The 19,935-nt window shown below is 59.7% G+C and carries 17 protein-coding genes; all 17 read right to left on the bottom strand.

The window, feature by feature from the left end; translation table 11 throughout:
• Positions 1-5 precede the first annotated feature (5 nt).
• Positions 6-1,343 carry a tRNA lysidine(34) synthetase TilS gene (gene tilS, locus BMY73_RS19220; protein ID WP_092409062.1) on the bottom strand — a complete coding sequence of 446 codons (1,338 nt, stop codon included), beginning with the start codon at positions 1,341-1,343 and terminating at the stop codon, positions 6-8.
• Positions 1,344-1,409: 66 nt separating this feature from the next.
• A complete protein-coding gene (locus BMY73_RS19215) occupies positions 1,410-2,357 on the bottom strand; it encodes an acetyl-CoA carboxylase carboxyltransferase subunit alpha (protein ID WP_062383100.1) in 948 nt (315 codons plus the stop codon).
• 139 nt (positions 2,358-2,496) lie between these two features.
• Positions 2,497-6,018 carry a DNA polymerase III subunit alpha gene (gene dnaE, locus BMY73_RS19210; RefSeq protein ID WP_092409060.1) on the bottom strand — a complete coding sequence of 1,174 codons (3,522 nt, stop codon included), beginning with the start codon at positions 6,016-6,018 and terminating at the stop codon, positions 2,497-2,499.
• Between the two features lie 71 nt (positions 6,019-6,089).
• Complete coding sequence (gene rnhB / locus BMY73_RS19205) at positions 6,090-6,731, bottom strand: ribonuclease HII (RefSeq protein ID WP_062383107.1); 642 nt, start codon at positions 6,729-6,731, stop codon at positions 6,090-6,092.
• Positions 6,732-6,742: 11 nt separating this feature from the next.
• Positions 6,743-7,879, bottom strand: coding sequence for a lipid-A-disaccharide synthase (gene lpxB / locus BMY73_RS19200; RefSeq protein ID WP_062383109.1), 1,137 nt, complete (start codon positions 7,877-7,879; stop codon positions 6,743-6,745).
• A gap of 2 nt (positions 7,880-7,881) precedes the next feature.
• Positions 7,882-8,658 (bottom strand): acyl-ACP--UDP-N-acetylglucosamine O-acyltransferase, encoded by a 777-nt coding sequence (gene lpxA / locus BMY73_RS19195; RefSeq protein WP_062383113.1) that lies wholly within the window; start codon positions 8,656-8,658, stop codon positions 7,882-7,884.
• Positions 8,655-9,095 carry a 3-hydroxyacyl-ACP dehydratase FabZ gene (gene fabZ, locus BMY73_RS19190; RefSeq protein ID WP_062383116.1) on the bottom strand — a complete coding sequence of 147 codons (441 nt, stop codon included), beginning with the start codon at positions 9,093-9,095 and terminating at the stop codon, positions 8,655-8,657. The genes lpxA and fabZ overlap by 4 nt, the downstream gene beginning before the upstream one ends.
• Positions 9,096-9,207: 112 nt before the next feature.
• Complete coding sequence (gene lpxD, locus BMY73_RS19185) at positions 9,208-10,263, bottom strand: UDP-3-O-(3-hydroxymyristoyl)glucosamine N-acyltransferase (RefSeq protein WP_092409056.1); 1,056 nt, start codon at positions 10,261-10,263, stop codon at positions 9,208-9,210.
• Positions 10,264-10,267: 4 nt separating this feature from the next.
• Positions 10,268-10,771 carry an OmpH/Skp family outer membrane protein gene (locus BMY73_RS19180; RefSeq protein WP_062383122.1) on the bottom strand — a complete coding sequence of 168 codons (504 nt, stop codon included), beginning with the start codon at positions 10,769-10,771 and terminating at the stop codon, positions 10,268-10,270.
• A gap of 45 nt (positions 10,772-10,816) precedes the next feature.
• Entirely contained in the window at positions 10,817-13,207 is a 2,391-nt protein-coding gene (gene bamA, locus BMY73_RS19175; protein WP_092409054.1) for an outer membrane protein assembly factor BamA, read from the bottom strand.
• A 75-nt stretch (positions 13,208-13,282) separates the two neighbouring features.
• Positions 13,283-14,635 carry a sigma E protease regulator RseP gene (gene rseP / locus BMY73_RS19170; protein WP_062383129.1) on the bottom strand — a complete coding sequence of 451 codons (1,353 nt, stop codon included), beginning with the start codon at positions 14,633-14,635 and terminating at the stop codon, positions 13,283-13,285.
• Between the two features lie 93 nt (positions 14,636-14,728).
• Positions 14,729-15,919 carry a 1-deoxy-D-xylulose-5-phosphate reductoisomerase gene (gene ispC / locus BMY73_RS19165; RefSeq protein WP_092409052.1) on the bottom strand — a complete coding sequence of 397 codons (1,191 nt, stop codon included), beginning with the start codon at positions 15,917-15,919 and terminating at the stop codon, positions 14,729-14,731.
• Positions 15,916-16,734: a phosphatidate cytidylyltransferase gene (locus BMY73_RS19160; RefSeq protein WP_062383136.1), complete on the bottom strand. Its 819-nt coding sequence runs from the start codon at positions 16,732-16,734 to the stop codon at positions 15,916-15,918. The genes ispC and BMY73_RS19160 overlap by 4 nt, the downstream gene beginning before the upstream one ends.
• Complete coding sequence (gene uppS, locus BMY73_RS19155; RefSeq protein ID WP_092409050.1) at positions 16,734-17,489, bottom strand: polyprenyl diphosphate synthase; 756 nt, start codon at positions 17,487-17,489, stop codon at positions 16,734-16,736. The genes BMY73_RS19160 and uppS overlap by 1 nt, the downstream gene beginning before the upstream one ends.
• A 16-nt stretch (positions 17,490-17,505) precedes the next feature.
• Positions 17,506-18,063, bottom strand: a complete 558-nt coding sequence (gene frr, locus BMY73_RS19150) for a ribosome recycling factor (RefSeq protein ID WP_092409048.1) — start codon at positions 18,061-18,063, stop codon at positions 17,506-17,508.
• Positions 18,060-18,803: a UMP kinase gene (gene pyrH / locus BMY73_RS19145; protein WP_019692086.1), complete on the bottom strand. Its 744-nt coding sequence runs from the start codon at positions 18,801-18,803 to the stop codon at positions 18,060-18,062. Before pyrH ends, frr begins: the two co-directional genes overlap by 4 nt.
• A 212-nt stretch (positions 18,804-19,015) precedes the next feature.
• The gene (gene tsf, locus BMY73_RS19140) at positions 19,016-19,879 is read right to left on the bottom strand and encodes a translation elongation factor Ts (RefSeq protein WP_062383142.1); all 864 of its coding nucleotides are present in this window, start codon (positions 19,877-19,879) and stop codon (positions 19,016-19,018) included.
• Positions 19,880-19,935 lie beyond the last annotated feature (56 nt).

The following is a 19,935-nucleotide window of genomic DNA, read 5'->3' as shown; positions in this document are numbered from 1 at the left end:
GGCTCTCATCTCAAACTGTGGTCATTCGTCGGTGGCTGCCAATGCAATCGCCAGTCACCACGGGGGTCGGCGTCCAGCCCAGGCAGATTGGCAACGGCCAACAACTGCTCACCCCGATACAACAGCGGCAATCGGCCGCGCAAAAAGACCGGCACACCCTTTTCATTGAGCAGCCGTTTGAGATCCCTTCGTCCCCTCTCGGGCACATCGACGATTTCGCCGCCCTGCCGATAGTGAACGTGCAAGCCACCTCGAGGAATCTCGCCGAGGATTTCCAGCATGCCGTTCCCGGGCAGGATCAAGGGTTGCGACGCAGTCGACCAATGTTGGGAACCGGCAACGTTCTTCAGCCAGATGCCCGACAACCACCAGATGCGCCCCTCCGCGCGGTGCAGTTGCCCATCCGCCAGACGCCAGATCGGTCGGCCATCGGGCCCTGCATCGCGCAACGAGTCCCAGCCTGCCCAGTGATCGCTGTCCGGCAAGCGCGTCAGCGGCCCGAGCCAGTGGCGCAGCGCATTACGTTGCCGTGCGCCGGACAAGGCTTCCAGCGGTGCCAGTTCCAGTGAAGGCACATTCAGCCACGGCCACGGGCACGGGGTGTCCACGTGTGCGAGGTCCTGCAACGCCAGCTCGTCCAGCAGTCCTTGCGCTTCTGCCAGGTGCGCTGCACTGCGGTTGATGCTCGCAATCGCTTGTGGCCAGCGCGCCGTGAGCATGGGCAGTACCTGGTTGCGCAGGTAATTGCGAGAAAACCGCGAATCCTTGTTGCTGGGGTCTTCGATCCAGCTCAGCCCTTGCTCCGTGGCATAGGCTTCCAGCAGCGCACGTGGCTCCTCCAGCAGCGGCCGAAACAACTGCCCCCTGCCTAACGCTCTTTGGGCAGGCATGGCGGCCAGCCCCTTGACGCCCGCACCTCGCAGCAACCGAAACATCAGGGTTTCGGCTTGATCGTCACGGTGCTGTGCAGCCAGAAGCACTTCCCCCGGGAGAAGCACTTCGTCGAACGCGGCGTAACGGGCGTCGCGCGCCGCCTGCTCCACGCTGGCGCCTGGACGCACCTGCACCTCGATGACTTGAAACGGCACGCCCAGAATCTGACACATCTGGCGGCAATGCCCCGGCCACGACGCGGCAACGGCCTGCAGGCCGTGATGAACATGGATGGCGCTCAGCGGAGGGAGGCGGTGATGCCGGGCCAGATCGGCCAGCAGGTGCAACAGAACGGTGGAGTCGAGCCCACCCGAGAAGGCAATGCGCCAACCGGCTGCGCCACGCCAGTTGGACAAGCGTGACAACAGTCGTCTGGATAACTCTTTTTTGATGGTGTCCGGCCTGGTCATGCTGGTTTAACCCTGCGTTACGCTGGCCGGACCTCGATGCTGGCCTCGGTGAGAGGCCCGCCTCGATTAAACGCCGTAGCTCATGAGGCGCTCGTAACGGCGAGCCAGCAGTTCGTCGTTGTTGAACTTCTTGAGCATCGCCAACTGGCTGCTCAGTTCTGCACGAATCAATTCGGCAGCCGCCGCTGGATCGCGGTGTGCGCCGCCCAGTGGCTCGCTGATCACTTTGTCGACAATGCCCAGCCCTTTGAGACGCTCGGCAGTGATGCCCATCGCCTCAGCGGCGTCCGGCGCCTTCTCGGCAGTCTTCCACAGAATCGATGCGCAGCCTTCCGGCGAGATCACCGCGTAGGTGGAATATTGAAGCATGTTGAGCTGATCGCAGACGCCGATGGCCAATGCCCCGCCCGAACCGCCCTCACCGATCACGGTGGCGATGATGGGCGTCTTCAGGCGTGCCATGACGCGCAGGTTCCACGCGATGGCCTCGCTCTGGTTACGCTCTTCGGCGTCGATACCGGGGTAAGCGCCCGGGGTGTCGATGAACGTCAGGATCGGCATCTTGAAGCGCTCTGCCATTTCCATCAGACGGCAGGCCTTGCGATAGCCTTCAGGACGCGGCATGCCGAAGTTGCGACGCACTTTTTCGCGCACTTCACGGCCCTTCTGATGACCGATCACCATGACCGGCTGATCTTCCAGGCGAGCGATACCGCCCACGATGGCCGCGTCGTCGGAGAAGTGGCGATCGCCATGCAGCTCGTCAAATTCGGTGAAGATGTGTTCGATGTAGTCCAGCGTATACGGACGGCGCGGATGACGCGCCATGCGCGCGATCTGCCAACTGGTCAGGTTGCCGAAAATGCTTTCGGTGAGCGTATTGCTCTTCTCTTGCAGTCGAGAGATCTCGTCGCCGATGTTCAGCGAGTTGTCATTGCCGACCAGACGCAGCTCTTCAATTTTGGCTTGCAGGTCAGCAATCGGCTGTTCGAAATCCAGAAAATTCGGGTTCATAGGCATCCGTCTTGGGTCGACGGCCAAGAGGCCGGCCGGTTGATCCGTAAGCGCCATACCATAAAGGATCTGGCGGCTTACGGTCGAGATTAAAAAGGTCGAGCTTAAAAGTGTCGAGTTTAAAAATCGAGATCAGCTTTCAGCGATACTGCAGGAAGACGTTCTCTCGTCCGAACTGGTCACGCAGCGCCTGAATCAGGCTGTCTGCGGGATCGATTCGCCACGCTTCGCCGAACTGCAGCAACGCCCTGGCTTCCTGCCCGGTGTAATCGAGCGTGATCGGGCACGCTCCCCGGTGCTTCCTGCACAGGTCACCCAGCCAGCGTAGACGATCGCCCTTGAGCGCCTCGCTATGCACGGTCAGGCGTAAACTTTCGGCCAGGCCCGTTCGCGCCTCCTCCAGACTCATGACCCGTTTGGCGCGCAAACGCAGGCCACCGGAGAAATCATCTGAACTGACCTCACCTTCCACAACGACCATCGCGTCCGTCTGCAGCAGCGATTGGGCCGCCTGAAACGAATCGGCGAACAACGACGCTTCAATACGTCCGGAGCGGTCATCAAGGGTGATGAACCCCATCTTGTCGCCCTTTTTGTTCTTCATGACGCGCAGCGCGATGATCAGTCCGGCAACGGTCTGAGTGTCGCGCGCAGGTTTCAGGTCGACGATTCGCTGACGGGCGAAGCGGCGGATCTCACCTTCGTATTCATCGATGGGGTGACCGGTCAGGTACAGCCCCAGCGTTTCCTTCTCACCACGAAGCCGCTCTTTGAGAGTGACCTCCTTGGCGTTGCGATGGTTCGCATAAACATCAGCGTCCGCTTCCACGAACAGCCCGCCGAACAGGTCGGCGTGACCACTGTCATGACTGCGCGCGGTCTGCTCGGCGGCCTGAATCGCGCCTTCCAGCGAGGCCAGCAACACGCCACGGTTACGATCGATGTTGGCTTGATACTGTTTCGGCTCATCAAAGAAGAACGGGCCAAGACGGTCCAGCGCGCCACTGCGAATCAAGCCGTCCAGGGTGCGCTTGTTGACCCGCTTGAGGTCGATGCGTGCGCAGAAGTCGAACAGATCCTTGAACGGGCCCGCCTGACGCGCCTCGGTGATCGCTTCCACCGGACCTTCGCCGACGCCCTTGATCGCGCCCAGGCCGTACACGATGCGACCTTCGTCATTCACCGTGAACTTGAACTCGGAGTTATTCACGTCCGGCGCATCAAGGCGCAGCTTCATGGTCCGCACTTCTTCGATCAAGGTCACGACCTTGTCAGTGTTGTGCATGTCCGCCGAGAGTACCGCCGCCATGAACGGCGCCGGGTAGTGCTTCTTGAGCCAGGCCGTCTGGTACGAGACCAGCCCGTAGGCGGCGGAGTGGGATTTGTTGAAACCGTAACCGGCGAATTTCTCTACCAGGTCGAAGATGTTACCGGCCAGGTCAGGGTCGATGTTGTTGGTCTTGCAACCTTCGATGAAACCGCCGCGCTGCTTGGCCATTTCTTCGGGCTTCTTTTTACCCATGGCACGACGCAGCATGTCGGCGCCGCCCAGGGTGTAGCCCGCCATGACCTGGGCAATCTGCATCACCTGTTCCTGATACAGGATGATCCCGTAGGTCGGCGCAAGGACAGGCTTGAGGCCTTCGTATTGATAGTCGACGTGCGGGTACGACAGCTCGGCACGACCGTGCTTACGGTTGATGAAGTCGTCCACCATGCCCGACTGCAGCGGCCCTGGACGGAAAAGCGCCACCAGTGCGATCAAGTCTTCCAGGCAGTCAGGCTTGAGCTTCTTGATCAGCTCTTTCATGCCGCGCGATTCAAGCTGGAATACCGCCGTGGTTTCGGCTTTCTGCAGCAAGTCGTAGGTCGGAGCGTCGTCCAGCGGAATGAACGCGATGTCCAGCGGCTCCTCTCCGGCCTTGGCACGGTCGCGGTTGATCGTCTTCATCGCCCAATCGATGATCGTCAGCGTCCGCAGACCGAGGAAGTCGAACTTCACAAGACCGGCGGCTTCGACGTCGTCCTTGTCGAACTGGGTGACCAGGCCGCTGCCCTCTTCGTCGCAATAGATCGCCGCGAAGTCGGTCAGTTTGGTCGGCGCAATGACCACACCACCGGCGTGCTTGCCCACGTTGCGGACAACGCCTTCGAGCTTGCGGGCCATTTCCCAGATTTCCGCCGCTTCTTCGTCAGTCTTGAGGAAGTCGCGCAGAATCTCTTCCTGCTCGTAGGCTTTTTCCAGGGTCATGCCGACTTCGAACGGAATCATCTTCGACAGACGATCCGCCAGACCGTACGACTTGCCCTGTACCCGCGCCACGTCTCGTACCACGGCCTTGGCCGCCATGGAACCGAACGTGATGATCTGACTGACCGCGTTGCGGCCGTACTTCTCGGCCACGTAGTCAATCACGCGGTCACGGCCGTCCATGCAGAAGTCGACGTCGAAGTCGGGCATTGACACCCGCTCCGGGTTCAGGAAACGTTCGAAGAGCAGGTCATACTGCAGCGGATCGAGGTCGGTGATCTTCTGCACGTACGCCACGAGCGAACCCGCACCCGACCCACGGCCCGGACCGACCGGCACACCGTTGTTCTTCGCCCACTGGATGAAGTCCATAACGATGAGGAAGTAACCGGGAAAGCCCATCTGGATGATGATATCCAGCTCGAAATTCAGGCGGTCGACGTAGACCTGGCGTTTTTCTTCGTAGTTGGGCGTCGTCTCCTTCGGCCAAAGCACCGCGAGCCGTTCCTCCAGGCCCTCGAACGAGACCTTGCGGAAGTACTCGTCGATGGTGAGGCCATCCGGGATCGGGAAGTTGGGCAGAAAGTGCGTGCCCAGCTTGACCTCGATGTTGCAGCGCTTGGCAATTTCCACCGTATTGGCCAGCGCATCCGGCAGATCGCTGAACAGCTCGGCCATTTCCTCGGCGCTTTTCAGGTACTGCTGATCGCTGTAGTTGTGCGATCGGCGCGGATCGTCCAGCGCACGGCCCTCACCGATGCAGACCCGCGTTTCATGGGCCTCGAAGTCTTCCTGCTTGATGAAGCGCACATCGTTGGTCGCCACCAGCGGCGCGCCATGGCGCTCGGCCAGGGCCACGGCCGCGTGCAGATGTTCTTCGTCATTGATGCGATGGGTGCGCTGGACTTCAACGTAGAAGCGGTCCGCAAACACGGACATCCATTCCTTGAGTAACTCGTCGGCTTCAGACGGGTTACCGCCCAGCAGGGCCATGCCGATTTCGCCTTCTTTGGCCGCGGACAATGCAATCAAGCCTTCGTTGGCCTCAGCGACCCACTCACGCTCGATGACCACCATTCCGTTACGCTGCCCATGCATGAAGCCACGGGAAATCAGTTCGGTGAGGTTCAGATAGCCTTTCGGGTTCATCACCAGCAGGCTCATGCGGCTCAGCGGCGCCTCGCGGTCGCGCCCCGCCAGCCAGATGTCAGCGCCGCAGATCGGCTTGATCCCGGCACCCATGGCGGCTTTATAGAATTTGACCAGCGAACACAGGTTGTTCTGGTCGGTCACCGCCACCGCCGGCATGTTCATGGCGCTGAGCGCTTTAACCAGCGGCTTGACCCGGACCAGACCATCAACCAGAGAGTATTCGGTGTGCAGGCGTAGATGAACGAAAGAAGCCGGCATGGGTGATCCTATAGCGCACAGAAAACAAAGGCCGGATTGTACCGGCCTCTCATGAAAACATCAGCCCGCGATCAACTGAACGGCAACGGGGTAAAGCCGGTCGAGATCATCATCTCCCGTGCTTCGTAGGCTGCTCGCACCGGGGCGAACGAACGCCGATGAATGGGCGTCGGCCCCAGTCGGGCCAGCGCCTCCAGGTGAACCGGCGTCGGATAACCTTTGTGGCCGCCAATGCCGTACCCCGGATAAACAAGCTCCATCGCCGCCATTTCCCGATCACGGCTGACCTTTGCCAGGATCGATGCGGCAGCGATGGCGGGCACCTGAGCATCGCCCTGAATCACCGGCGCAGACGGCACGGACAACTGAGGGCAGCGATTACCATCGATCAGTGCCAGCTTCGGCGTGATGAGCAGGCCTTCGACGGCACGTTTCATGGCCAGCATCGTGGCGTGCAGAATGTTCAATTCGTCGATTTCTTCGACTTCAGCCCGTGCGATGTGCCAGCACAGCGCTTTCTCGCAGATCTCGTCGAACAGCTTTTCGCGCTTGGCTTCGGTGAGCTTTTTCGAATCGTTCAGACCCAGAATGGGGCGATTGGGGTCCAGGATCACGGCGGCCGTCACGACCGCGCCGCACAGCGGGCCACGGCCCACCTCGTCGACACCGGCGACCAGATCCTCGACCAGATTGAAGTCCAGGCCCATTTGCATTGATTGCACACTCATCGTGAAGGCGACGCGCCAATCAGGCTCAATACCGCATCGGCAGCCTGATTGGATGCGTCGCGACGCAAGGTTCGGTGAAGCTCATCGAAGCCGGCTGTCTGCTCCGCGCCGTTATCGAGCAGCGGCAGCAAGGTTTGCGCCAGGGCATCGGCGGTCGCCGCATCCTGTAGAAGCTCAGGGACCAGCAAACGCCGGGCCAACAGGTTCGGCAGCGACACATACGGACTCTTCACCATCCGCTTGAGTATCCAGTAGGTCAGCGGCGCCAGACGATAGGCAACCACCATCGGTCGTTTGTACAGCAGCGCTTCCAGGGTGGCCGTGCCCGACGCGATCAGGACCGCATCACACGCGGCCAAAGCGACATGAGAGCGACCGTCCAGGAGAGTGAGCGGGAGATCACGCCCTTGCAACAGCAGTTCGATCTGCGCACGACGTTGCGGGCTCGCACAGGGCAGCACGAAACGGATGTCTGGACGCTGAGCCAACAGGCGTTCTGCCGTATCGAAGAACAGCGCCCCCAGACGGCCCACTTCTCCACCACGGCTGCCCGGCATCAACGCCACCACGGGGCCATTACCCAATCCCAGCTCGGCGCGCGCGGCGTCGCGATCGGCCTGAAGGGGAATGGTGTCGGCCAGCGGATGGCCGACAAAACGCACCGGCACGCCTTTCTCTTCGTAAAAACGCGCCTCGAAGGGCAGCAAGGTCAGCATCAGATCGCACCCTTCGCGAATCTTCAGCACCCGCTTTTGCCGCCATGCCCAGACGGACGGGCTTACGTAATGCACGGTCTTGATCCCGGCCTGGCGCAGCTTGAGTTCGATATTGAGGGTGAAGTCCGGCGCATCGATACCGATGAACACATCCGGCTTTTCGTCGATGAGGGTCTGGATCAACAGCTTGCGACGAGCCAGCAATTCTTTGAGTCGGCCGAGCACTTCGACCAACCCCATGACCGAGAGCCGTTCCATCGGGAAGTAAGAGCTCATGCCCTCCGCTTCCATGAGCGGACCACCCACGCCAATGAACTGAGCGTCAGGATGACGGGCCTTGATGGCACGCATCAAACCGGAGCCCAGGATGTCGCCGGAAGCTTCTCCGGCGACCAGTGCTATACGCAGGACACTCATGATTAACGGGTGATGCCGCGGGTCGATTTCTGGATCGAATCAAGAAACAGCGCGACTTCCGGAAACTGTGCCGCAGGCTCGGCGAGATCGATGATCGCCTGCTCAACGGTCAACCCCTGACGATAGACCGTCTTGTAGGCGCGGCGCAGCGCGTGGATCGCCTCATCAGAGAACCCACGACGGCGCATGCCCTCGAAGTTCATGCTGCGCGCCTCGGCCGGATTACCGAACACCGTGACGAACGCCGGGACGTCCTTGCCGATGGCTGTACCCATCCCGGAGAAGCTGTGGGCACCGATGTGGCAATACTGATGCACCAGGGTAAAACCGGACAGGATGGCCCAGTCATCCACATGCACGTGACCGGCCAGCGCAGTGTTGTTGACCAGAATGCAGTGATTGCCGATGACGCTGTCGTGGCCGATGTGGGCGTAGGCCATGATCAGGTTGTGATCACCGATCGTGGTTTCGGCGCGGTCCTGAATGGTGCCGCGATGGATCGTGACGCCTTCACGAATCACGTTATGGTCACCAATGACCAGACGCGTCGCTTCGCCTTTGTACTTGAGGTCCGGCGTATCCTCACCCACCGATGAAAACTGGTAGATGTGATTATGTTTGCCGATTTTGGTCGGGCCACGCAGGATCACGTGCGGACCAATGACCGTACCCTCGCCGATTTCCACACCGGGCCCGACGATCGACCAAGGGCCGACCTCCACATTGTCAGCCAGAATGGCCGTCGGATCGATGATTGCGCGAGAGTCAATCAAACTCATAGTTTACGTTCCGCACAGATGATTTCTGCGGAGCAGACTGGCTTGCCATCCACCGACGCCTGGCATTCGAACTTCCAGATCTGACGCTTGCAGCTGATGAACCTGGCTTCAAGGATCAACTGATCGCCCGGCAGCACCGGCTGGCGGAAGCGCAGTTTGTCGGAGCCCACGAAATAGTACAGGGTGCCGTCGGCAGGCTTCACGTCAAGCATTTTGAAGCCAAGGATGCCAGCGGCTTGCGCCATGGCTTCGATGATCAGCACACCCGGCATGATTGGATGCTGGGGGAAGTGCCCGTTGAAAAAGGGCTCATTGATGCTGACATTCTTGTAGGCACGAATGCTCTTATTCTCAACATCCAGCGCCACGACACGGTCCACGAGCAGGAACGGGTAACGGTGGGGCAGATATTCGCGAATTTCGTTGATGTCCATCATTTCGAGAGGAAGCCTGTAGTAAAGATTGGGAGTGCGCGACGAATGCGCAGCACTCCTCTAGCAAATCAAGGAGGCAGTTTATCGGCTTTGCACACTTGATAAGAAAAAGGTATCAGCCATCAGATGACGCTTTACCGCCTGAGGTCACTGCCTCGACAATCTTTTCCAGCTGTTGCAGCCGTCGCGCCATATCGTCCAGTTGGCGAATACGTGCTGCGCTCTTGCGCCATTCCGCCGCCGGCTGCATCGCCGTCCCCGAAGAGTAAGAGCCAGGCTCGGTAATCGACCGGGTCACCATGGTCATCCCGGTAATGAAAACACCGTCGCAAATTTCAATGTGTCCGACCAGTCCCACGCCACCGGCCAGCATGCAATGCTTGCCAATCTTCGCGCTGCCGGAGATACCGACACAAGCGGCCATCGCCGTGTGATCGCCTACCTGTACGTTGTGTGCGATCTGAATCTGGTTATCCAGCTTCACACCATTGCCGATGCGGGTATCGTCCATGGCGCCGCGATCAATGGCGGTGTTCACGCCGATCTCCACGTCATCGCCGATGGTGACGCCACCGATCTGCGCGATCTTCTGCCACACGCCTTTCTCGTTGGCGAAGCCGAAGCCCTCACCACCGAGCACCGCACCGGACTGAATCACCACACGCCGACCGATGCGCACATCGTGATAAAGCGTCACGCGGGGCGCCAGCCAGCCACCTTCACCGATCGTGCTGCGCGCGCCGATGAAACAATGAGCGCCGATGGTGACGCCGGCCGCGATGCGCGCTCCGCTTTCGATCACCGCATAGGCCCCCACACTGGCAGTCGCATCAACGAATGCGTCTTCAGCCACCACTGCAGTCGGGTGAATGCCGGCTGCCGCTTTGGGCTTCGGATCGAACAAGTGGGAGATGCGTGCATACGCCAGGTAAGGATCGGCAATCAACAACGCGTCGCCCGCATAACCTTCGGCATCCGCCGGCTTGAGCAACACGGCAGACGCATGAGTGGTCGCGAGGAATTTACGGTACTGAGGGTTGGCCAGAAAACTGACCTGACCGGGCCCTGCCTCCTGCAAGGTGGCAAGGCCGGTGATTTCTTTGTCCGCCGGACCACGAAGCGTGGCACCGAGGAACTCGGCCAACTGGCCGAGCTGGATAGTCGCGGTCATGAAGTTACTTCAGCTGGTTCATGCGCTCGATGACCTGGCGAGTGACGTCATACTGTGGCTTGACGTCAATCACGGCACCGCGCTCGAACACCAGGTCGTAACCGCCTTTCTTGATCACTTCCTCAACCGCCGAATCCAGTTTTGGCTTCAGTTGCTTGAGCATCTCACGGTCGGCGACGGCCTTGGCCTCGTTCAACTCTTTGGACTGGAACTGGAAGTCACGGGCTTTCTGTTTGAAGTCCAGCTCCAGTTTCTCGCGCTCAGGCTGAGCCATTTTGTCGCCACCAGCAACCAGACGATCCTGGATACCCTTGGCGCTGCTTTCCAGCGCTTTGAGCTTGGTCAGTTGAGGACCGAATTTCTTTTCAGCGTCGACGGCGTATTTCTTGGCCGCGTCCGATTCCAGCAGCGCCATCTGATAGTTCAGGACAGCGATCTTCATGTCAGCGAATGCCGGGCCTGCGATCAGAACCGTTGCCAGCAATGCCAATTGGGTCAACTTACGCACAATGTAACTCCTGCAAATCCGTTGTCGTGATCAATGACCAGACCCTTAGAAGGTCTGACCGAGAGAGAATTGGAAGACCTGGGTTTCGGTGTTGTTGTCCGGTTTCTTGACCGGCATCGCCAATGCGAAGCTCAACGGGCCCAGCGCGGTCACCCATGTCACGCCCACACCGACGGAGCTGGCCAGGCCGGAAAGATCGGGGCCGTTACACTCGACCTTCTCGCCGTTGACGGTGGTCTTGGCCCCACCACAGTTGGTGTCGAATACGTTACCCACGTCCCAGAACAGAGAGGTGCGAATGGAGCGTTGGTCCTTGATGAACGGCAGCGGGAACAGGATTTCAGCACCGCCGGTGATCAGCACGTTACCACCGAATGGCAACGGATCCTGATCAGGGTCAAGCACCGTACCGGGTTTACCACCAGGCACGCCTGCACCCCGGCTAGGCGTACTGCGTGGACCCAAGGTGCTGTCCTTGAAACCACGAACCGAGTTGAAACCGCCCGCGTAGTAGTTCTCGTAGAACGGCAGACCGGAGGTTGAACCGTAGCCGTCACCGTAACCCAGTTCCGAGTGCAGACGCAGGGTGGTGTTGGTGGTGATCGGGTGGAACAACTGGCCACGGTAGTCGAGTTTATAGAACGACAGGTCGCTGCCGGGAATGGTGGTTTCCAGGGTCAGGCTCTGGGAATGACCACGGGTCGGCAGCGTGCCTTTGTTCAGGGTCGACTCGGACCAGCCGACAGACGCCTTGAAGTTGGTGAAGTTATCGCCTTCCTTCTCGAGGAAGTCGAAGATTTCGTCAACGGTGTACTTGCCGGTGTTGATCTCGTCTTTCTGGACCGACAGGCCGAAGTTCAGACGCGACGTCTCGCTGATCGGGTAGCCCATGTTGATACCGGCACCCAGGCTGTCCACCGAATAGCTCGCCACGTCGACATTGAGGTCGTCGTAGTTGGTTTTGCGGTAGAAGGCGCTGTAACCCAGGCTCACACCGTCCGGTGTGAAGTACGGATCGACGTAGCTGAAGTTGTAGCGGGTCTGGTATTCACTTTTGGTCAGACCGATGCTGACCTTGTTACCGGTACCCAGGAAGTTGTTCTGGCTGATGGAACCGCCCAGGATCAGACCGGCGCTCTGTGCAAAACCGACGCTGGCGGTGATCGAACCGGACGCCTGCTCTTCCACGGCGTAGTTCACGTCAACCTGGTCGTCGGTGCCCGGCACCGCAGGGGTTTCAACGTTCACTTCCTTGAAGAAGCCCAGACGGTCGAGACGGGTCTTGGACTGGTCGATCAGGTAGGTCGAAGCCCAGCCACCTTCCATCTGACGCATTTCGCGACGCAGCACTTCGTCCGCGGTCTTGGTGTTGCCACGGAAGTTGATGCGGTTGACGTAAGCACGTTTACCCGGATCCACGGCGAACAGGATGTCGACCGTGTGGTCCGCGTCGTTCGGTGTCGGCACGCCGTTGACGTTGGCGAAGGTGTAACCCTCGTTACCCAGACGGCGGGTGATCAGCTCGGACGTGGTGGTCATCACCTTGCGCGAGAACACCTGGCCCGGCTTGACCAGCAGCAACGACTTGACCTGGTCTTCAGGCACCTTGAGGTCGCCGCTCAGCTTGACCGACTTGACGGTGTACTTGTCGCCTTCATGGATGTTGACGGTGATGTACACGTGTTTCTTGTCAGGCGTGATCGAGACCTGAGTCGAGGCGATATCCATGTTGATATAGCCGCGGTCCAGATAGTACGAACGCAGACGCTCCAGGTCGCCGGACAGTTTTTCCCGGGCGTACTTGTCGTCGTTTTTGAAGAAGGAAAGCCAGTTGGTGGTCTTCAGCTCGAACAGGTCAATGAGGTCTTCCTCGGGAAACACCGAGTTGCCCACGACATTGATGTGCTGGATCGCTGCGACCGCACCTTCGTTGATGTTGATCTTCAACCCAACGCGGTTGCGCGGCTCAGGCACCACCTCAGTCGCGACTTCTGCGGAATAGCGGCCTTGGGCCACGTACTGACGCTGCAGCTCGTTACGAACCCCTTCCAGGGTCGCACGCTGAAAGATCTCGCCTTCGGCCAGACCCGATTGCTTCAAGCCCTTCATGAGGTCTTCGGTCGTGATCGCCTTGTTGCCTTCGATCTCGATGCTGGCCACCGACGGACGCTCGACCACCGTGATGACCAGAACGTTGCCGTCACGGCCCAGCTGGATGTCCTGGAAGAATCCGGTTTTGAACAGCGCACGCGTTGCGTCGACAAGACGCGCGTCATCGGCCTGTTCACCCACATTCAACGGCAACGCACCAAAGACGCTACCGGCGGAAACCCGCTGTAGGCCGTTGACACGGATATCGGAGATAGTGAAGGACTCGGCGTGAACTTCGGCGATCATCAGTACGGCAAGAACCGCAGTTAGCAGCAGACGTTTCATGAAGTCCTTTCTTATTCCAACTGGCAATAAACAAACTGCCGCAAAATGCGGCAGATTCACAATTCGGCGTAGCTTTTACAGTCGTCCCAGATCGTTGACCAGTGCGAGCAACATGACTCCAACCACCAGACTTATCCCGATCTGAACCCCCCAACCCTGTACCTTTTCCGACAGTGGACGACCACGTGCCCACTCGATCAGATAAAACAGCAAGTGCCCCCCGTCCAACACTGGAATGGGCAGCAAATTGAGAACCCCCAGGCTTATGCTCAGATAAGCAAGGAAATTCAAGAAGTCACCTACACCTGACTGGGCCGAAGCGCCCGCCACTTTAGCAATGGTTATCGGTCCGCTCAAGTTTTTTACCGACAGCTCGCCGAACAACATTTTCTTCAGCGAATCGAGGGTCAGTACGCTCATGGTCCATGTACGTCGCGCGCCCTCTGCCACGGCGGCGAGCGGACCGTAACTGACCTCGCGGAGCATCTCCGGTGGCCAGTCGACACCTTTCACCCCTGCGCCCAGGTATCCCGTCGCAGCCTTGCCCTCGCCATGAGCGACCAGCGTGACCGGCACGTCGATTTTTGCACCGTCGCGCTCAACGGTCAGTGAAATTCGCGCATCGGGACGGGCGCGCACCCAGTCCACGAGTTGCTGCCATTCGTTGATCGGCTGACCATCGGCGGCCAACAGACGATCACCGGTTTTCAGGCCAGCGGCCTGAGCGGGCCCCTTGGGATCGAGTTCCGCCAGCACGGGTGCCAGCGCCGGACGCCATGGACGAATGCCCAACGACCGTATGGGGTCCGGCTCATCCGCCCCTTTGAGCCAGTTGTCCAGCACCAAGGTGCGTGGCGTGTCGACATCGGAGCCCTGCTCGCGCACCTTCAACGCAATGCTGCCGGTTTCACCCAAACGGCGCACCAGCTGCAGATTGACGGCGGACCACCCGCTGGTGGGTTCGCCATCCACGGAAACGATCTCCTGTCCCGAGGTGAGTCCCGCTTTTTCGGCGATACTGCCGGCCTCGACACCGCCAATAACCGGGCGCACCTGCTGGCTACCCAACATGGCAAGCACCCAGAAAAATACGATGGCCAGCAGAAAGTTGGCGACCGGCCCCGCGATGACAATCGCGATACGCTGATAAACCGATTTGCGATTGAAGGATTGATCGACCAGCTCGGGTGGCACCTCGCCTTCGCGCTCATCGAGCATTTTCACGTAGCCGCCCAGCGGGATAGCGGCTACCACGTACTCGGTGCCCTTGCGGTCATGCCAGCGCAGGAGGGGCATGCCGAACCCGACGGAGAAACGCAAAACCTTGACGCCACAACGCCGGGCCACCCAGAAGTGACCAAATTCGTGAAAGGTGACCAGCACACCCAAGGCAACCAGGGTGCCGACAATCATATATAGCGCGCTCATCGCTGTTCTCCGGGTACCGGTTCAGCGCTGCAGGCGCATCTGAAATACAGCCTTGCCCGCAGCGATGGACCTGTGCCTTCTGGCATGTGCCGTTTACCGCCCATGGCGGCCGAGCCAGTGTTCGGCCAGCACACGAGCCTTGGCGTCAACTTCGAAAACCGTCTCAAGCTCGTTCACCGCCACGACAGGCTCCAGATTCAAGACTTCGTCGATCATACTCGCGATTTCCGGATAACGAATCCGCCGATCCAGAAATGCTGCAACGGCCACTTCGTTAGCGGCATTCAACACCGCCGGCGCGCTGTTACCGGTTTCCGCAGCTTGCCGTGCCAGACGCAGGCAAGGGAAGCGTAATTCGTCCGGCGCCTGGAAATCCAGCCGCGCAATGCTGAACAGGTCCAGCGGGGCAACGCCTGAATCAATACGCTCCGGCCAGGCCAGTGCGTGGGCGATGGGCGTACGCATATCCGGATTCCCCAACTGGGCCAGCACCGAGCCGTCGACGTAGTCCACCATTGAATGGATGACACTTTGCGGATGAATGACCACTTCGATACGCGCCGGAGCGGCATCGAACAGCCAGCAGGCTTCGATCAGCTCGAGCCCCTTATTCATCATGCTCGCCGAGTCCACGGAGATTTTGCGCCCCATGGACCAGTTCGGGTGAGCGCACGCCTGCTCGGGAGACACGTGTTCAAGATCCGCCAGCGGCGTCTCGCGGAACGGCCCGCCTGACGCCGTGAGGAGTATCCGCCGCACGCCGACTGCACCCAGACCACTGGCGTAGTTGCCCGGCAAGCATTGAAAGATTGCGTTGTGTTCGCTGTCGAGTGGCAACAAAACCGTGCCACTGCGGCGCACGGCCTGCATGAACAGGGCGCCGGACATGACCAGCGCTTCCTTGTTGGCCAGCAGGACCTTCTTGCCCGCTTCGACGGCGGCCAGCGTCGGGCGCAAGCCCGCAGCACCGACAATCGCCGCCAGCACGGTATCGACCTGAGGATGGGCCGAGACTTCGCACAGACCGCCCTCCCCCACCAACACACGGGTATCGAGGCCCGCAGCGCGCAAGTCGTCCTGCAACTGACGCGCCGCCAGTGCAGTCGGCACCACCGCGAACCGAGGCGTGTGGCGAACGCACAACGCCAGCAGCTCGGTCAGACGCGTAAAACCGGTCAGCGCAAAAACCTGATAGCGCGACGGATGACGAGCAATGACATCGAGGGTGCTCAGGCCAACCGAACCGGTAGCGCCCAACACGGTAATCTGTTGAAGTCCGCTCACATCACGCCCCAGTCTTTCGCTGCCCACAGCAGCAACGCAAACACCGGAATGGCAGCCGTCAGGCTGTCGATGCGATCAAGCACGCCACCGTGACCCGGCAGCAGGTTGCTGCTGTCCTTGACCCCGGATTTGCGCTTGAACATGCTCTCGGTCAGATCGCCGACCACGGAGATGAGCACCACGATCGCAGCGCCGATCAGCGCAAACAAAATCTCAGGAAACGACCAGCCGCGGGAGATACCCACGACAGCCGTGATGACCAGGCACGCCGCGAGCCCGCCATACAGACCTTCCCAGCTTTTTCCAGGACTGACCTTGGGCGCAAGCTTGCGTTTGCCGAACGCCTTGCCGGAGAAGTAGGCACCGATGTCAGCCCCCCACACCAGCACCATGACCGACAGGATCAACCAGTTACCCATAGGCTCCTGCTTGATCAGCATCAGCCCCTGCCACGCTGGCAGCAGAATCAGCAGGCCGATCACCAGCTTGCAGACCACGCTGGACCAGTGACCACTGGATTCAGGATACGTGAGCACCAGCCAGGTCGCTGCCAGCCACCAGATCAGCGCAGCCACCAGGATCCAGGGCGCCAGCCCCGGGAGCAGGTAAAGCAGAAACAGCAGGACCGCTACTACGGCAGCGTAAAGCACACGAATCGACTGGGTTTCAAACCCCGCCAGACGCGCCCATTCCCAGGCACCGAGCGCCACTACCGCGCCGATGAACAGGGCAAAGCTGCCGCCCTCTAGCAGAAAGAAGCCGCACAGTGCGAGTGGCGCAAGGATCAGCGCTGTAATGATTCGTTGTTTGAGCATTAAGCGCGGGCTCCAGCTTCTACCTGCTCGCTGGTTTTCCCGAAGCGGCGTTGGCGAGAAGCGAAATCGGCCAGCGCGTGGCGCATGGCGTCGTGTTTGAAGTCCGGCCAGAAGAGGTCGGAGAAATACAGCTCGGCATACGCCAGCTGCCACAGCAGGAAATTGCTGATGCGGTGCTCGCCCCCCGTGCGAATGCACAGGTCCGGCAAGGGCAGATCGCCTGTTGCCAGGCAGGTCTGCAACAGTTCCGGGGTGATGTCCTCCGGACGCAGGTGCCCGGCCTGAACCTCACGCGCCAGCCGCTGCGCAGCCTGGGCAATGTCCCACTGACCGCCATAGTTGGCGGCGATCTGCAGGACGAAGCGGCTGTTGCCCGCGGTACTGGCTTCTGCCTCGCGAATGGCCGCCTGCAGCTCGGGATGGAACCGTGAACGGTCACCAATGATGCGCAGGCTGATGCCGTTCTCGTTCAGCCGTTTGGTCTCGCGACGCAAGGCGGTGAAGAACAGCTCCATCAATGCCCCGACCTCGTCGGCCGGGCGTTGCCAGTTCTCACTGGAGAATGCGAACAGTGTCAGCACCTCGACCTTCGCCTCGGCACACACCTCGATCACCGCACGGACAGCATCCACGCCCGCCTTGTGACCTGCCACACCCGGCAACAGACGCTTTTTAGCCCAGCGGTTGTTCCCATCCATGATGATCGCGACATGACGCGGTACCGATGACGGCACAGCCAGCTTCGTCTTTTCCATGAAAGCTTCCCGGCCTTTATACGGCCATCAGGTCCGCTTCTTTTTTCTTCACAGCCACTTCGATCTCGGCCACGAACTTGTCGGTCAGCTTCTGGATGTCATCGGCCGCACGACGCTCTTCGTCTTCGCTGATTTCTTTTTCCTTGACCAGCTCTTTCAGGTCACTCAGCACATCGCGGCGAATGTTACGCACGGCAACACGGGCGTTCTCGGCCTCTTCACGCGCCTGTTTGGTGAAACCACGGCGGGTTTCTTCAGTCAGCGCAGGCATCGAAATCAGCAGCAGCTCGCCCAGGTTGGTCGGGTTCAGGTTCAGACCGGCGCTACCGATCGCCTTGTCGACAGCGCCCAGCATGTTGCGCTCGAACGCCACGACCTGAAGGGTGCGCGCGTCCTTGACCGTGATATTGGCCACCTGTTTGATCGGGGTGTCCGCACCGTAATAAGGCACCATGACACCTTCCAGGATGCTCGGGTGAGCCTGCCCGGTACGGATGCGACCGAAGTTGTGAGCCAGGGACTCCAGGGATTTCTGCATGCGCTCTTGAGCGTCTTTCTTGAGTTCGTTGATCATTGTTCGCCTTCCTCGATCAAGGTTCCTTCCGCCCCGCCATGCACGATGTTCAGCAATGCGCCGGGCTTGTTCATATTAAAGACACGCAGAGGCATCTTGTGGTCACGGCACAGGCAGATGGCCGTCAGATCCATAACGCCCAGCTTGCGATCCAGCACTTCATCGTAAGTCAGATGATCGAACTTCTCGGCATGCGGGTCCTTGAATGGATCGGCAGTGTACACACCATCGACCTTGGTTGCCTTCAGCACGACGTCAGCGTCGATTTCGATGGCACGCAAACAGGCGGCCGAATCGGTGGTGAAGAACGGGTTGCCGGTCCCCGCCGCGAAAATCACGACTTCCTTCGCGTTGAGGTGACGCATCGCCTTGCGACGATCGTAGTGATCGGTCACGCCCACCATGGAAATGGCCGACATCACGATCGCGGAGATATTGGCACGCTCCAGGGCGTCGCGCATGGCCAACGCGTTCATCACAGTGGCCAGCATGCCCATGTGGTCGCCTGTTACCCGATCCATGCCGGCAGCGCTCAACGCTGCACCCCGGAACAGGTTGCCACCGCCGATGACCAGACCGACCTGGACACCGATTCCAACCAGTTGACCCACTTCAAGCGCCATGCGATCCAGCACTTTAGGGTCAATACCGAACTCTTCCGACCCCATCAGGGCCTCGCCGCTAAGCTTGAGTAGAATGCGTTTATAGCGAGCTTGATAACCACTGCCCTGCTGAGCCATTGCGAATCTCTCCTGCGGCGTTTTAAAAAAAATCTTCTGAGCGAAAGGCCGTTTTCAGCCTGCTGCTTCTGAGCCTGCTAACTCTAGGCTACTGCGCCAGGGATGTGCAGCCTCGTAAGCTGCCTCCTGAAAAAACAAATCCCCCGCCGCTTTGACAAAGAGGCTGCGCGCGTGAGCGGGCAGCCTCTTTGGGGCGACAGCGGTAAACCGTCTTATTGCTTACTGGCGGCTACTTGAGCAGCGACTTCTTCAGCGAAGTTGTCGACTGGCTTCTCGATGCCTTCACCGACCTTGAAGTAGGTGAACGAAACGATTTCAGCACCGGCTTTCTTGGCCAGCTCACCGACCTTGATTTCCGGGTTCTTGACGAACGCTTGCTCGACCAGACTGGCTTCAGCCAGGAATTTGGAGATACGACCGGCAACCATCTTCTCGGCGATATCGGCAGGCTTGCCTTTCAGTTTGTCTTCGTTCAGTTGCATGAAGACATTCTTCTCACGCTCGATCGCTTCAGCCGAAACGTCGGTAGGCAGCAGGAACTCAGGATTGCTGGCAGCTACGTGCATGGCGATGTCCTTGGCCAGTTCAGCGTCACCGCCTTTCAGGGCCACAACAACACCAATCTTGTTGCCGTGCAGGTACGAACCCAGTACGTCGCCTTCAACGCGCGCCAGACGACGGATGTTGACGTTTTCGCCGACTTTGGCAACCAGAGCGGTACGCTCGGCTTCCTGGGCTTCGATCAGTTGCTCAACGGTGACGTCCTGCTGATCGAACGCTTTTTCGACGCTGGAAGCGACGAAATTCTTGAAGTCGTCCTGCAGAGCCAGGAAGTCGGTCTGCGAGTTGACTTCGATCAGGACAGCACGCTTGCCGTTGTCCTTGATTGCGATGGCGCCTTCAGCAGCGACGTTGCCTGCTTTTTTAGCGGCCTTGATTGCGCCGGATGCGCGCATATCGTCGATGGCTTTTTCGATGTCGCCGCCGGCCTTGGTCAAGGCCTTTTTGCAGTCCATCATGCCTTCGCCAGTACGCTCGCGCAGTTCTTTGACCAACGCTGCAGTAATCTCTGCCATTTCAAAATCCTCTTGGACAGGTCTTCAACCATTCCACCCGCCGGGCGGGCATTCAA

Source organism: Pseudomonas sp. NFACC02, from assembly GCF_900110765.1.
Lineage (GTDB): Bacteria > Pseudomonadota > Gammaproteobacteria > Pseudomonadales > Pseudomonadaceae > Aquipseudomonas.
The sequence above is the reverse complement of the archived record's forward strand: the minus strand, read 5'-3'. Positions and strand labels throughout refer to the sequence as shown.

Bases quoted from the DNA above. Each gene is read 5' to 3' on its own strand.
- tilS (WP_092409062.1), bottom strand. From the start codon at position 1,343: ATGACCAGGCCGGACACCATCAAAAAAGAGTTATCCAGACGACTGTTG.
- BMY73_RS19215 (WP_062383100.1), bottom strand. From the start codon at position 2,357: ATGAACCCGAATTTTCTGGATTTCGAACAGCCGATTGCTGACCTGCAA.
- dnaE (WP_092409060.1), bottom strand. From the start codon at position 6,018: ATGCCGGCTTCTTTCGTTCATCTACGCCTGCACACCGAATACTCTCTG.
- rnhB (WP_062383107.1), bottom strand. From the start codon at position 6,731: ATGCAAATGGGCCTGGACTTCAATCTGGTCGAGGATCTGGTCGCCGGT.
- lpxB (WP_062383109.1), bottom strand. From the start codon at position 7,879: ATGAGTGTCCTGCGTATAGCACTGGTCGCCGGAGAAGCTTCCGGCGAC.
- lpxA (WP_062383113.1), bottom strand. From the start codon at position 8,658: ATGAGTTTGATTGACTCTCGCGCAATCATCGATCCGACGGCCATTCTG.
- fabZ (WP_062383116.1), bottom strand. From the start codon at position 9,095: ATGATGGACATCAACGAAATTCGCGAATATCTGCCCCACCGTTACCCG.
- lpxD (WP_092409056.1), bottom strand. From the start codon at position 10,263: ATGACCGCGACTATCCAGCTCGGCCAGTTGGCCGAGTTCCTCGGTGCC.
- bamA (WP_092409054.1), bottom strand. From the start codon at position 13,207: ATGAAACGTCTGCTGCTAACTGCGGTTCTTGCCGTACTGATGATCGCC.
- rseP (WP_062383129.1), bottom strand. From the start codon at position 14,635: ATGAGCGCGCTATATATGATTGTCGGCACCCTGGTTGCCTTGGGTGTG.
- BMY73_RS19160 (WP_062383136.1), bottom strand. From the start codon at position 16,734: ATGCTCAAACAACGAATCATTACAGCGCTGATCCTTGCGCCACTCGCA.
- uppS (WP_092409050.1), bottom strand. From the start codon at position 17,489: ATGGAAAAGACGAAGCTGGCTGTGCCGTCATCGGTACCGCGTCATGTC.
- frr (WP_092409048.1), bottom strand. From the start codon at position 18,063: ATGATCAACGAACTCAAGAAAGACGCTCAAGAGCGCATGCAGAAATCC.
- pyrH (WP_019692086.1), bottom strand. From the start codon at position 18,803: ATGGCTCAGCAGGGCAGTGGTTATCAAGCTCGCTATAAACGCATTCTA.
- tsf (WP_062383142.1), bottom strand. From the start codon at position 19,879: ATGGCAGAGATTACTGCAGCGTTGGTCAAAGAACTGCGCGAGCGTACT.